This is a genomic window from Bacillus sp. (in: firmicutes) (genome assembly GCA_012842745.1).
Taxonomy (GTDB): Bacteria; Bacillota; Bacilli; order Bacillales; family Bacillaceae_J; genus Schinkia.
This window is the reverse complement of record DUSF01000047.1, coordinates 1-13,850: the sequence shown is the minus strand read 5'-3', so window position 1 is coordinate 13,850 and position 13,850 is coordinate 1. Positions and strand designations below refer to the sequence as shown.

Sequence of the window (13,850 nt, the reverse complement as noted above, 5' to 3'; positions counted from 1 at the left end):
TTGAAAGCTTCCCAATGTTTATGATGATCAAAAAATATTCGCTTTAAAATATTTGTCTCCATATACGAAAAATACCACAGTATCAAGGACTGTGGTAGTGTCAAAATTATATACTTTCTTATCTTTTAAAAAAAGCGAAATTCAAAGGTCCTGTAATTGTAGAAGCTCGTACACCCGAGCTCATTAAGTTAATCCCTCATTTGAAGAATTTCAGAAATATCGAGCCATTAACAATCATTGTTCCTTCCCAATATCAAAAACGTTTAGTCTCCATTCTTACAGATTCAATTCCTATAAATGTGATATACAGTGGCGTAGATACAGCCTTTTTTAGAGCCTTACCGAAGGAGGAAATTGAGTTTAACAATACACCGATCCTTCCTCTAAATAAAAAAATTGTGGCTTATATCGGTCGCTTGGATAAGCGCAAAAATTGGCCAATGCTGCTCGAAATTGCCAAAAAAGTTAAAAGTGAGCGTAACGATATCGAGTTTTGGGTCATTGGTGGGGCGCAAAGTGTCCAGCGTGAAGAATTCGCTATAAAGTGGCAGGAAGAACAATTAACAGATACTGTAAAGTGGTTTCCTGTTATCCCATACCAACAAATGCCTCATGTATATGCAAAAGTCCGTGAATCGGGTGGATGCACACTTGCGACAACTAGATCAGAATCATTTGGCAATACTTTTATTGAATCGATGATTTGCGGTGTCCCGGTTGTTGCCTCAAAAATGATGCCTGTTACAGAAATTGTTGCCGATGGCAAAACGGGATTGCTTTACTATGGACAAAATGTAGAAGATGCTGTTAATAAATTATATGGAATTTTAGATGATCAACCACTACATCAAAAGATGTCAAGTGCTGCCATCAAACATGTCCAAGACAATTTTGCTATTGAAATCGTTGCAGAGCATTATATTGATTTGTTAAAAACGCTTGTTAAAAAAGATGAGGATTTTGATGGTGAGGTGAATGCTCCTTGATTGAGCCTGTTTCTTATCAGCGCAAACTAGAAGGGAAATCGAATGCCCATTTAATAACGTTCAATGATGGTAAAGACTATGTCGTGAAGTATTTCCAGCCTGGCTTTGAAAAATCACTACCAAATGAATGGGTTGCCTATTGCTTAGCTCGTTATCTTAGCCTCTCAATCCCGTTTGCGCAGATTGTAGAAATTCCACAACAATTTTCATTACAAATACCTGAACTTGTTGAGATGAGTAAAACCCAACACCAATTCGCCTCATTGTATGTACCCGGCTGTTTTAAGTGGCCATCAAGTGCCCGTTATTCCTCATATTATTAATCATCAATCATTAGCAAGTATTATTGTCTTTGATTATTGGCTGTGTAATCGTGACCGAACGAGAAAAAATATTTTATTACGTGAAGAGCCGAAAAATGTGTATCGCTTATGGGCGATAGACCATGCTGAAGTATTTGGATCTTTTAATTGGCAAAAGTCTGATTTAGAAAGGCTGCCACAAGGGTTATTGGAAAGCGCTACACATAAAATAATGGCATGTTTTATAGAAGACAAGACGGCTTTTCAAGAACAGGTGGAGCTAATCCAGACTATTCCGATTTTATTAACGGAGGAAATTGTTAGTTTAATACCCGATGATTGGGAAGTTTCGAAAGAGGAAAAAAAGGCGATGGTCGGCGCTTTGATCAAAAGCCGCAGGAAAATCCTGCCGCGCCAAATTAAGAGATTTATAAAAAAATTTAGGAAGCAAGGGTCGAATCCCTTGCTTCCTTTTACTTTACTAAGCTTAGTAAATACTAATTCTAACAATACCGTCAATTTGGTTAATTTTTCCCTCTATTTGAGGAAGAATGTCACCATTTACTTTATCGTCAATGGCAATGATTGTATAAGCATAATCGCCACGGCCTCTGTTCACCATATCTCCAATGTTTAAGTTATAGCTTGAGATGGCTGCTGTAATCTGACCAACCATGTTTGGAACATTTTTGTGGAATACAGCGACACGGCTTCTTCCAGTATATTCTAAATATGCGTTTGGAAAGTTTACAGAGTTTTTGATATTACCAGTTTCAAGGAATTCCCTTAGTTCACGAGCTGCCATAATCGCGCAATTTTCCTCAGCTTCTTCAGTAGATGCGCCAAGATGTGGGATGCAAATCGTATTCTTCATCTTCGTTACTTTTTCATTCGGGAAATCTGTAATATATTTTCCAACTTTTCCGCTTTCAAGTGCAGCTGCCATATCTTCCTCATTGACAAGCTCCCCACGAGAGAAGTTCAAAATATGAACGCCAGGCTTCATAATATTGAAAGCTTCCTCATTAAACATTCCTTTTGTGCTATCAACATATGGAACGTGTACAGTAATATAATCAGCTTTGGCAAATAACTCTTCAATCGTCATTGCACGCTGTATATTACGAGATAATTTCCAAGCTATATCAATAGAAATGTATGGGTCAAAGCCAATTACATCCATATCTAAATCAAGGGCATCGTTCGCAACTAAGGCACCAATCGCACCTAAACCGATAACACCAAGCGTTTTACCTTTAATTTCATTCCCTACAAATTGCTTCTTTCCAGCCTCAACAAGCTTTGGAATTTGGTCGCCTTCATTAACTAGTGTCTTCGTCCAAGTGATGCCGTCAAAGAGATTGCGAGATGAAGCCATTAATGAAGTTAATACAAGCTCTTTTACGGCATTCGCATTTGCCCCAGGCGTATTAAAAACAACAATTCCTTGCTCAGTACATTTTTCAACTGGAATATTATTAACACCAGCGCCAGCACGTGCGATTGCTTTTAAATTATCGCCCAATTCCATTGAATGCATATTATAACTACGAACAAGAATAGCATCAGGATTTTCGCTATCATTATCAATTGTATACTGCTCGTTATTGAATACGTTTAAGCCGCTTTCCGCGATATTATTTAACGTTTTAATCGTTTTAACTTTGTCTAAAGTCACTGTGCCCATCATTTTTCCCTCTTTTTCATAAAGTAGATTTTAAAGCTTCTAAAATATTTCCCTAAGATAATAGTAACCTAATTAAATACAATTTTCGACACTAAGTTTTTAGTTAGTCCATTATCCCTCCCATAAGCATAAAGAGGTAAGGGAACTCCCTTACCTCAGCCCAGGCGAACGGCTATTCATTCGATACTATATGCTCCCTCACGGTTAATCCGTGTCTCGCCAGTTACATATAGCCTTTTTGATTGATTTAATCTTATCAAATTCTCAATTAACGTTCAACCTTTAAAATATCCCAATATTTTAAAAAATTATTTTCATTCAGTCTTTGCCACGATTGATTGATAAATCTCCTCCAATGACCATGTCCTCCCTCTCTCATCTTTATAAACAACATGATCACTTTGAAACTGAGCAGGAGATTCCAAGCCCGCTGCGGCTGCTAACCGATATAAACCTTTACGCATAGAAATTAAATAATTTGCTGTGCGATATTTTTTTTCATCAATGACTAACGCTTTTTGCAAATCAGGGTCTGTTGTCGCCACACCAACAGGACAGGCGTTCGTATGGCATTTTAACGATTGAATGCAGCCAACCGTAATCATAAAACCCCTTGCAATATTTATCAAATCGGCACCCATTGCTAACGCTACGGCAACACGGTCTGGTGAAAATAGTTTTCCTGAAGCAATAATTGTGACTTGATCCCGTACGCCGTATTTTTTAAAAGCATAATCCAGTAATGGTAAGGCTGATTTAATTGGCAAACCAACACTGTCCGCTAATTCCTGATAGGAAGCACCTGTACCGCCTTCACCGCCATCTACCGTAATAAAATCAGGGCCTTTTCCAGTCTCTTTTATTAGTTTTGCCAATTCATCAGCTTCATGTCTGCTGCCAATAACGACTTTCATTCCGACTGGCTTTCCGGTAAATTCACGAATTTTCACAATAAATTCAAATAGGGAAGGCAAATCTTGAAACTCTTCAAAGCGGTTTGGACTATCAATTGATTTAAACGGCTCGACCATTCGAATCCTTGCGATTTCCTCTGTCACCTTTTCGGCGTCAATATGCCCACCCCTAGTTTTGGCCCCTTGCCCTAATTTAAGCTCATAAGCTTTTATTTGTGGAATTTCATTTTTTTCCTTCAAGGCATCCCAACTAAAATTCCCTTCTTTATCTCTAACACCAAATAAGCCAGGACCAATTTGCATGATAATATCAACGCCGCCCTTTAAATGATACTCAGAAAGACCACCTTCCCCTGTATTCATCCATGTCCCCTTTGCAATACCCAATCCTTCTGAAAGCGCAGTAATTGCTTTTTCACCTAAGGAGCCATAGCTCATCGCCGACATTCCAATTTGGCCCTTGACAATAAAAGGATGCTTCGTGTTCTTGCCAATCACGATTGCATCGCTATCATCCAACAAAAAGGCATTTGATTCATCCTTCTCTAAATATTCGATTCTTTGTGTTAGCAAAGGCTCTTTTATAAGCAAATAGCGATCTGTCGTTACTTTACTATTTTGGTCCATTTTTAACTCTTCCGTTAGTTTGGGGAACAGCGAATTTCTAATATAAAATCCTGCTTCTTCAAAATCTCGTAAAGACCCAAATCCAATGACGTCCCGTTTATATTTTGCCTTTTTGACAATATGCTGATATTCGCTTCTGGAAAAGGGCTTCCCTTCGCGATCATTATTAAATAAATACTGACGCAATTCAGGACCAATCGTTTCTAAAAAATAACGAGCACGTCCGATTACCGGATAATTTCGCAATACTGGATGCTGCCTTTGTGAACGATCAATAAAATATAAATAGATACCAGTTAGTAATAAAACAAACAGGATAAGAGCACAGAAAGTGAAACCAATAATGGTTAGAACATTTGCCAAGTTCAATCGTAATTCCCCCTTGCATTGTCATTCTTTTTTTGCAGGCAATCACAATTAGAATTTCCAATAAAAGGTGAATATATCCATGAGCTTGGAATTAAATAAAAATCATCATTCTATAAGTTTTTGTCCACAGTTAGAGCAAAAATTGGCTCCACTCGTTTTTGCACCGCAATTCGGGCAAAAGTTCGGTTTCGAAGGTGATGATTGTTGTGAATTCGGTGCTGGTGTAGGCCGATTTTGAGAATGCTGATTCATTTGATCCATCATGCGATTGGCGAAATTCATCCCCATCATCATTCCAGCCATATCAGATGCCGCACCACCTCCGCCCATTTTTCCAGAGACAAGACCCTCTGTAAGTGAAATTTGCTGGAAGCGATCAACATTACTCACCATGCCATGTGAAGCATTCTTTGTAATCATATCTTGAATCTCAGTTGGATAGCTGAAGCTCATGACATTAAATCCAGTAATAGAGATGCCGCTTTTTATCATCTGCATATCTAAATCCTCTTGAATGCCTTTTGATATATCAAAGGAGTTAGCCTGCAGGTTGAACATATCCTTTCCTTCCTTTGAGATCCACTTCATCAGCAGTTGATCAAGGATTGATGTAATTCGTATTCTGACATCCTCAACTAAATATTGTTCACGAACACCGGCAATCTGATCAATTAAGGCAATATAATCATTGACTTTAAAATTAAATGTTCCGTTTGCCCGAATCGGCATACCCCCAGGAAGTCCAATGGTCGGAATATTAATCGCATTTTTTGTGCCCCATTTTACAACAAACTCTTTCGTGTTCACAAACAGCACTTCTACACGCATGCCACTGTTGAAGCCAAACTTGAATCCTTTCAAGGTTGATAGAAACGGAATGATTTGCGATTCAATATCATACTCACCTTCGTCATGGAAGACCCCTTCGATTTTCCCATTGTTTAAAAAAATCGCATCTTGACCAGGACGAATAATTAGTTTGCTTCCTTTTTTGATTTCGCGGTTGCTCCATTTATAGAAAATCATGTCATCTCTAAATTCTTGCCACTCGACGACATTAGCAAATTGATTTTTAAAAAAAGACATCAATGTTTAGCTCCTTTCTATGCAAAACTATACAAATATATACATTCCATCAGTATAGTAATTAAAACTTACCCCTGCTTCCGCTATGCGAATGGCCGCCTCTTGTGATTCCACCTCCGCCGCCACCGCCTCCAGATGTATTATTTGAAGGCTTCTTCACCTTTGTCACTGTTCGGTTGACAAAATTATCATACTGGCTTACTACTTTTGATTGATTACTATTCAAATAAGTTCGTGCATTTACTGTCACTTTGCCACCAGAGTTATAAACCATAAATCCCACCATTATACTAGCTACTACTAAAGAAGCAATAACCTGAAACCACCATTGAAAAAATATATTTTCCGGATCAACCCCCGCATCATAACTGGAATAGCCACCTGAATCAGTATTATAATTAGGGCCCGTATAGTCTACATTTTCATCTGGGGCCTCTCCTAGCTCATATCCCATATATTCATAGCAACTATTAATAAAAGTTGAAAAGGCTTGGAAATACTCACCATCTGATAATGCAGGAGTTATTTGATTACGAATTACATCAAGCCGGTTATCATCCAAATAAACTTCCGCTTTTTTAAATCCAGCCGCATATATATCCCGTTCCTGCATATCAATCGCTATAATTGCGGCATTTCCATACGGCTGATCAAAGCCCGGGCCATGCTCATCATAGAAATCCTCCACATATTGGACGATATCTTTTCCTTCTGTTCCATCTAAAGTTATGACGATAAAAGCAGTATCCCTTTCTTGACCACGTTCATCTGCTAATGATTGGAGGTTTGCCGCTTCTTCATCCGTTAGCAGGCCTGCAAAATCATAAATATAATGATTTCGATCAAAGCTTTGCGCTTTTGTTGAGATACCAAGTGGTAACAACAGTAACAGTGCCAAAATGAAACATAGAAGACTCCGCCTATACACAAAGTCCCATCTCACTAGAAGCCCCCTCCCATCATGAAGGAGATCCCTTTTAAGGCAATGAATGTGCCAGCGGCAATGCCGCTGAACCACAGCGCCACCTTGCTCGTGCTAATGGGAGGTTTACCGACAACCTTTCCCGTTTGTCCATTCATAGCGAATAAAAACTCTGAATGATTGTAATCATAGCTAACCATCCATACAGGCAATAAAACATAGCTGCTTTTTACCTTACTCGTATCAATATGCTTATTTTTATAACTTACAGAATGATATTGCGAAAAAGTAGAACGAATATAAGACTCAATATAACCGCTGATTTTATCCTTTGCCCTTGGCAGCAATTCTTCATCTGTATAATTGTATTTCTCTGCAATATATCCCGCTAAATAAGGAGTTTTAAAAGCCTTTAATTGGTCATAAGGATATGGCTCCAATTTATCCATTAATTCATCATTCATTTTTTCTGATGCATCAACTGGAATTTTAACATAATCAAGGTTAATATCCCTGAAAGCATCATAATACTTTGTTTCAGTATAAATATACTCACTGTCTGAATAAGTTCTAACCTTTGTACATACCGCATCTACTTGCACCTTGCTATTTAAATCAAATAACCAAAATGGCACATACATACCAGTTATACTTTTAATTCGATCTGCTGACATGAAGCCTTTCGGAGTAAGAAGTCCTTTTCTACACCATTTTTGAAACGCCGTCATTGCCTCTTCTTTACTTATTGTAAAAGGAATAACCTTTGCTGGTGCTAGATGGCCTGACAAGCGATCAGCGATAACTACACCCGCTCCGCAGAAACTACAGCTTGTTGCCGCTGTATCAGTTGTTGTAATTAAAATAGCACCACAATTCTCACAATGGTATTCCTTCGCTTCATCTTCTGTAAATGAAGCTGTCATTAACTCTTCAGGATAATTTTCGATATTTTCGTGTCTGCCGCAGCTATGACAAGATAATTCGCCTGATTCAGCGTCAAAGCCCATATCATCCCCACAGCTGGGGCATTTATAATGAAGAATCATCTTCTTCTCACTTCCTTTGTAGCAAACTTATTCCAGCAAAGTTGCCTACTCTTGATTCTTCATTCGCTCTTTTAAGGCCGCAAGTTCGTCTTCAACATCAATACTTTGTTTATCATATTTAGCTGTTAAATCCGCTATCTCGTCTTTCGGGCCAGCATTTAGTTCGGCCATGGCATTCGCTTCATCGAGCGCACGAGTTACCTTCTCCTCCATTCGCCCAAAGGCGGAAATCGAATGGCTTGCATCAGTTGTAGATGCTCCAAGCTTATTCATTCGTTCCTGTGTTTTGGCCACTGACCATTTTGCTTTCAACATCGTTCTTCGTGCTTCCAATTCACCAATATCTGCTACAAGCTTATCATGCATTTGCTTCATTTGCAGTGTGTTTGTAGAAGCTAATTGATAAGCGGCTTCCAACTCAGCTGCTTTTGCTGCCAAAGTTGCTTTCTGCTCTAGAAATCTCCGTGCATCCCCTTCATTACCCGCTTCCAATGCCTTTACGGCATAGCGTTCCATTTTTGCTATATCATCTTTACACTCAGCCAAAACCCTTTTTGCCCGTTGCTCTTCCGCCATTACTGATGCTGTTTCTGATTTTACCTTCCCTAAATCCTTGTTTAGATTTCTTAAGTATTGATCAATCATTTTCTCTGGGTCCTCAGCCTTATCTAACAAGGCATTAATATTGCTTGACATAATATCCTTAAATCTTCCAATAATACTCATATGAACGATTCCTCCCTTATTTCTATAATAACTATTATACGTTTTTTGTTTAAAAATAGTTTCATTGTGCAAAAATCCACAATCGAATTCTTTTTAAAAACTTTAAAGAATACTATAAGTTAAATAAAGGAGCCGTAATGCGGCTCCTTAAACAGGTTGATTAAATGTTTTAGATTTGTCATCATTATTATTTTGATGTGGCACTAAGTTCTCATCGCCAGGCATTAATCTCCAGCCTTTATTTACAACAATGCGTAGCCATGTTCCTGGAATCCATGAGGTAATAAGGGCCAGCATCACAAGAACAGCAAAAAACTCTTGATTTATAATACCGGCAGTAAAGGCTACTGAAGAAAGGACGATTCCTGGGCCGCCACGATCATTTATAGCTATCCCTAAATTAAAACTAGTGAGATGATCTTGTTTTAAACTGCGAGAAGTGATATAAACAGCTAAAGTTTGGGTTAATGTAGCAAATAGAAAATAGGCAAGGAAGAATAGTGGACTAAAATGTCTTACGAGATCTAATTGTAGGCCTACTGTTGCGAAATAAATTGGGATAAACCAAGAGAAGGAAATATCCGATACCCCTTTTTCTAGTCGCTCAGACATCGCCTTTGGCAAAGCAACCTTCGCGACAATCCCTGCTAGGAGCGCACCAAATATCGTTTCGACATGAAGATTGCCAGCAATTGAGGCTATGATGAACATAATGAAGAGGAAATATCCTAAATTGGACGAACGAAACAATATATTTTGTTTAATGATTGTCAGACGTTTAAATAGGAAATATCCGAGGATAAAGGTACCTATTATAAAACCGAAGGATGTTCCAACACTTTTCATCGCTGTACCAACTGTAAATACACCACCTTGACTAGCAATTGCTGTTGCAAATCCTAACGCAACCCAAAGAAAAATATCATGGATGCCGGCACAAGCTACAACAATTTTGGCAAACCGTGTATGCATAATTCCAAGGTCATTGAAAATTTTCGAGATGACAGGTATGGATGTTATCGCGATTGAAATCGCAATTACTATTTTCATAGCTAACGGATTATTTGCCGTACCAAGATAGCTGCTAATATTGAAAAGATCAGCTGCAAACCAGCCAATGACAAAGGCAGGAATGGTCGCGCCAATTGCCAATACAGATGTAATTTTTAAGTCTTCTTTATTAAAACGAGTCTGAAACTTCAACCCCGAGCAGAACATTAGCATCAGTAAACCGAACTGGTAAATGAGACCAAATAATTTACCCTCCTCTGGAAACCCGAGAAACAACCAATTAAAAGTATCTGGAAAAAAGTGTCCTAATAATGTAGGGCCAAGAACTAAACCTGCTGAGACCTCTCCAATCACCCGTGGTATGAAAATTCGTTCAGCCAGAAATCCTAATAAATGAGCAGTTGCTAGTAAACAGCCCATTGCCAACAAAAAATGACTAATTTCAGCACCTGTTAAACTAAACATGATCCTACTCTCTCCCTTGTATAATTTTTCTTTTTAGGATATGCACTGTAAGGCAATTGGTCGTGGACTATTTAATTATTGGGGAAAATAAGAAAAAAAGGGATTTATAGAGGCGCTAACTGGAAATAACCCAACCTATAAAAAGCTAATGCCATTTGATAATACCCTTCACTATTAGGATGAACTCCTCCCCTTGATAACAAAACTTGTTCATTCCCCTTAAATACACTATAAATATCTGCTACTTTAACATTTTTTTGTTCAGCAAAACTAGCAATTGATGAGTTGAACGTTTTTACACCCTCATCAGCTATGGGGATATGAGGAAATGGATTATATAAATTAGTTAACCGGATGATGTATTGATCTTGCTTTTCTATATTGTGAATTCTTTCTAATAGTTTAGAGAAATTTTTTCGGGATTGTTCAATTGCATATGAGAGGATTTCTTCATTATTATCCTTTATAAATCTTTTGGCAGCGTTTATTAAATCATCACCTCCAGCCGTTATCGTAATAATATTCGCATTTCTTACAGCTTCCGTAACAACTGGGGAAGATAGCATCGTTAGAACATCAGCCGTTGTTGCTCCCGACTTGGCATATTTTTTATATTGAATATGCCTTTTTAAAGTTTGCTGACTTAAACACCAATAATACTCAACAAAGCCTGAATCAAAAGCTGGGACACCTATACCAACAGTAAGGGAATCACCTAACGCAAGATAACGTAATGGATAGATACCCATATTCCACCTCAATTGATAAATGATTATGTTTTTATCGTATTCAAGTCATGTAGCATGTGATAGTAAACAATTTAAATAGACATAGAACTGTATTTTAAAAAACAAAAAAAAAGCATAAATTTGCCAAAACGGCAATTTATACTTCCTGTAACATACGAGTTTCTTTTTTCTGATTTTCTTGTTTTTTGTCCTCTAAACCGAGCGTCAACGCTGTTGAATTATTAATTTCTTGCATAAGCTCTTGATTTTCCAATAGTGACACACCATAAGAAGGAATCATTTCTTTTATTTTTGCTTCCCACTCTTTTATATGTTGCGGGAAGCAGTTTGTTAGTACCTCCAGCATGACGGAAACAGCAGTAGAAGCACCCGGAGAAGCGCCAAGTAATGCTGCTATCGAGCCATCAGCGGCGTTAATAACTTCCGTACCAAATTGAAGCGTTCCTTTGCCACCTTCAACAGTATCTTTGATAACTTGCACACGTTGACCCGCTACTACTATATCCCAATCCTCGCTTTTGGCGTTCGGGATAAACTCTCGCAACTCTTCCATGCGCTTTTCTTTCGATAACATAACTTGTTCGATTAAATATTTTGTCAATGGAACGTTTTTGGCACCTGCTGCCAACATAGTTCCAAGATTATCCACCTTTACAGAAGTTAACAAATCAAACATTGAACCGTTTTTCAAAAACTTCGGAGAGAAGCCAGCAAACGGCCCAAATAGCAACGCTTTTTTATTATCGATATATCTTGTGTCAAGATGCGGAACAGACATTGGCGGAGCACCAACCTTAGCTTTGCCGTATACTTTTGCATAATGCTGCTCTACAACCTCTTGATTTTTACACACCAAAAATAGTCCACTTACCGGAAATCCTCCAATATTTTTTCCTTCAGGAATACCGGTTTTTTGCAACAAATGCAGGCTTCCGCCGCCGCTACCTATAAAGACAAATTTTGCAGAATGGCGTTCGATAATGCCTTTATCAGAGTTACGAACCTTCAATTCCCACAAGCCATCGCTAGTGCGCTTAATATCGTCAACAGTATGATTGTATCTTACATCGACATTTTTACTCTCTAAGTGTTCAAACAATATGCGCGTCAAAGCACCAAAGTTGACATCAGTTCCAGAGTCGATTTTTGTTGCTGCTACCGGTTCATCTGCTGGTCGCTCATCCATCATAAGCGGCATCCATTCCATCAATTTTTTCGGGTCATCGGAAAATTCCATCCCTTTGAATAATGGATTGTTTGACATCGCTTCAAAACGTTTCTTTAAAAACTTTACATTTTGTTCCCCTTGTACAAAACTTATATGTGGTAATGGCATGATAAAGCTTTGCGGATTACGAATCAAATTGCTATTGACAAGATAAGACCAAAACTGCTTCGAAACCTGAAACTCTTCATTAACTTTTATAGCTTTGCTAATGTCGACAGAGCCGTCTGATTTTTCGACGGTATAGTTCAGCTCGCATAGTGAAGCATGCCCAGTTCCTGCATTATTCCATTCGTTAGAACTTTCCTCCCCTGCGTTTGCGAGCTTCTCAAAAACTGTAATTTTCCAATCCGGCACTAATTCTTTCAGCAGTGAACCTAAAGTTGCACTCATGATTCCTGCACCAATTAAGATTACGTCTGTTTTAGTTTGTCTGTTGCTCATTTTTACCTTCCTTATCTTTTCTGAATCAATTATAACCAAATTCTAGTTTATCAGAATCTTTCATAGATTAAAATATTTATTTACTATTATATGATAATTATAAGCTATTTTAAGGCTGGTAGGGCGTGGGAAATGTATCCACAAATCCCTAGAAACACACAAAAACCAAGGTGTTAACCCAGTTTCTAAATATTTTTCAATCTCCTCCCTCTGTCTTATAAATAAGGATATTTGTTTCATTATATTATGCCGTTTAGCCCATCATCTGCGCCATGGGGGGGAAAATCCCCCTTTGCTGGAAGGAACATATGATATATAAAGGCCTAAAAAATGAAATAGAAAGAAGGAAAATAAATGCCAAGCGGAATTCATCAAGTTGAGGTTGGGTTACCAATCAATCAAGTTTGGGATTTTGTTAAGGGATTAAACGAAGAACTTTCAGGCGGAGGCTATTTCCTAGCAGAAGCAATGGATAAAAATAAAACGAGGATGACAGGCTTTCTTGAAATCACTGCCGGTGGTGCAATGGGACCGCTCGTAAATGTAGTTTTAAAATCTAATCTTCCAAAAGTAACGGAGGAAATGACTATTGCTATTTCCACAAAATTGGAGGAGCTTTATAGAATTTAATTGGTTAACCAAAAAATCAGCCTTACTAAACCGGCATAAGTCAGTAAGGCTGTTGTTTATACTCAACAAAATTGATACCCTGAAATTCTAGACTGTAAATGGTTGTTCAAACTTAGTTTCTATGCTGTTTTCCTTTTTAATTCTTATTGACCTAAGAAGCAGCCCGATTCCAAGGAACAAAATCGTAGCAATAACACCGCTGATTGGATCCAGCCAAAATTCAGCGTTTTCAGTAAAGGTTATAAGGCCGCTTGTTGTTACTAAAACAGTTGGAAACCCATCTTCAACCGCATGCATTAACACACATGGCCATACCGACTTTGTAAGCCTGTAGATTTCAATCCCGTTTATTTTTTTCGATATCAAAAGGAAAAACAATAGACAATTCACACCAACTCCCCGTTTTTGCGTAAACGGGCAGCAGCAATCACGTCTTAACGTTAAGTCGCAGCAGCCGCTTGATCAGCCTTCACACAATCAATTGCGATAACTAGTGCAATAATGATGGCTTCCATCTCTTCATTCAATATTTGGACCTTGTAGCTATCGCCCCAAGTGAACCACTCCTTACTCACTTTACCGACGACTTCACCATGCTGTAATACCCGAAAATCCATATCCCACCAGTTACCATGTACTTCAATGCCGGCCGCATCAATCG

The 13,850-nt window shown here is 38.3% G+C and carries 11 protein-coding genes and 3 pseudogenes; 3 read left to right on the top strand and 11 right to left on the bottom strand.

What is annotated here, in order from left to right; genetic code table 11:
* The first annotated feature begins 125 nt into the window (after positions 1 to 125).
* Positions 126 to 986: pseudogene (locus GX497_11855) on the top strand (glycosyltransferase family 4 protein).
* Positions 983 to 1,727, top strand: a pseudogene (locus tag GX497_11850) (hypothetical protein). Before GX497_11855 ends, GX497_11850 begins: the two co-directional pseudogenes overlap by 4 nt.
* Before the next feature lie 48 nt (positions 1,728 to 1,775).
* Here the strand turns inward: GX497_11850 and GX497_11845 are convergent.
* The 9 genes from GX497_11845 to mqo all read right to left on the bottom strand — a co-directional run bounded on the left by GX497_11845 (position 1,776) and on the right by mqo (position 12,559).
* Positions 1,776 to 2,975, bottom strand: coding sequence for a 3-phosphoglycerate dehydrogenase (locus GX497_11845; protein HHY73883.1), 1,200 nt, complete (start codon positions 2,973 to 2,975; stop codon positions 1,776 to 1,778).
* Positions 2,976 to 3,289: 314 nt separating this feature from the next.
* Complete coding sequence (locus GX497_11840) at positions 3,290 to 4,885, bottom strand: FMN-binding glutamate synthase family protein (GenBank protein ID HHY73882.1); 1,596 nt, start codon at positions 4,883 to 4,885, stop codon at positions 3,290 to 3,292.
* Positions 4,886 to 4,990: 105 nt separating this feature from the next.
* Positions 4,991 to 5,971, bottom strand: coding sequence for a hypothetical protein (locus GX497_11835; protein HHY73881.1), 981 nt, complete (start codon positions 5,969 to 5,971; stop codon positions 4,991 to 4,993).
* 61 nt (positions 5,972 to 6,032) lie between these two features.
* Complete coding sequence (locus GX497_11830) at positions 6,033 to 6,914, bottom strand: hypothetical protein (protein HHY73880.1); 882 nt, start codon at positions 6,912 to 6,914, stop codon at positions 6,033 to 6,035.
* Positions 6,914 to 7,939, bottom strand: coding sequence for a TFIIB-type zinc ribbon-containing protein (locus GX497_11825; protein HHY73879.1), 1,026 nt, complete (start codon positions 7,937 to 7,939; stop codon positions 6,914 to 6,916). The genes GX497_11830 and GX497_11825 overlap by 1 nt, the downstream gene beginning before the upstream one ends.
* A gap of 45 nt (positions 7,940 to 7,984) precedes the next feature.
* A complete protein-coding gene (locus GX497_11820) occupies positions 7,985 to 8,665 on the bottom strand; it encodes a PspA/IM30 family protein (protein ID HHY73878.1) in 681 nt (226 codons plus the stop codon).
* A 147-nt stretch (positions 8,666 to 8,812) separates the two neighbouring features.
* Positions 8,813 to 10,141: a cation:proton antiporter gene (locus tag GX497_11815; protein HHY73877.1), complete on the bottom strand. Its 1,329-nt coding sequence runs from the start codon at positions 10,139 to 10,141 to the stop codon at positions 8,813 to 8,815.
* 104 nt (positions 10,142 to 10,245) lie between these two features.
* Positions 10,246 to 10,890: a spore gernimation protein gene (locus GX497_11810; protein HHY73876.1), complete on the bottom strand. Its 645-nt coding sequence runs from the start codon at positions 10,888 to 10,890 to the stop codon at positions 10,246 to 10,248.
* A gap of 136 nt (positions 10,891 to 11,026) precedes the next feature.
* A complete protein-coding gene (mqo, locus tag GX497_11805) occupies positions 11,027 to 12,559 on the bottom strand; it encodes a malate dehydrogenase (quinone) (protein HHY73875.1) in 1,533 nt (510 codons plus the stop codon).
* A gap of 354 nt (positions 12,560 to 12,913) precedes the next feature.
* Between mqo and GX497_11800 the strand changes: the two genes are divergently transcribed.
* Positions 12,914 to 13,189, top strand: a complete 276-nt coding sequence (locus GX497_11800) for a hypothetical protein (protein ID HHY73874.1) — start codon at positions 12,914 to 12,916, stop codon at positions 13,187 to 13,189.
* Positions 13,190 to 13,276: 87 nt separating this feature from the next.
* On the opposite strand, the pseudogene GX497_11795 reads toward GX497_11800, so the two are convergent.
* Positions 13,277 to 13,558, bottom strand: a pseudogene (locus GX497_11795) (CPBP family intramembrane metalloprotease).
* Between the two features lie 71 nt (positions 13,559 to 13,629).
* Positions 13,630 to 13,850: hypothetical protein (locus GX497_11790; GenBank protein HHY73873.1), on the bottom strand; the 221-nt coding region annotated here is incomplete at its 5' end.

Bases quoted from the DNA above. Each gene is read 5' to 3' on its own strand.
- GX497_11845 (HHY73883.1), bottom strand. From the start codon at position 2,975: ATGGGCACAGTGACTTTAGACAAAGTTAAAACGATTAAAACGTTAAAT.
- GX497_11835 (HHY73881.1), bottom strand. From the start codon at position 5,971: ATGTCTTTTTTTAAAAATCAATTTGCTAATGTCGTCGAGTGGCAAGAA.
- GX497_11825 (HHY73879.1), bottom strand. From the start codon at position 7,939: ATGATTCTTCATTATAAATGCCCCAGCTGTGGGGATGATATGGGCTTT.
- GX497_11820 (HHY73878.1), bottom strand. From the start codon at position 8,665: ATGAGTATTATTGGAAGATTTAAGGATATTATGTCAAGCAATATTAAT.
- GX497_11815 (HHY73877.1), bottom strand. From the start codon at position 10,141: ATGTTTAGTTTAACAGGTGCTGAAATTAGTCATTTTTTGTTGGCAATG.
- GX497_11810 (HHY73876.1), bottom strand. From the start codon at position 10,890: ATGGGTATCTATCCATTACGTTATCTTGCGTTAGGTGATTCCCTTACT.
- mqo (HHY73875.1), bottom strand. From the start codon at position 12,559: ATGAGCAACAGACAAACTAAAACAGACGTAATCTTAATTGGTGCAGGA.
- GX497_11800 (HHY73874.1), top strand. From the start codon at position 12,914: ATGCCAAGCGGAATTCATCAAGTTGAGGTTGGGTTACCAATCAATCAA.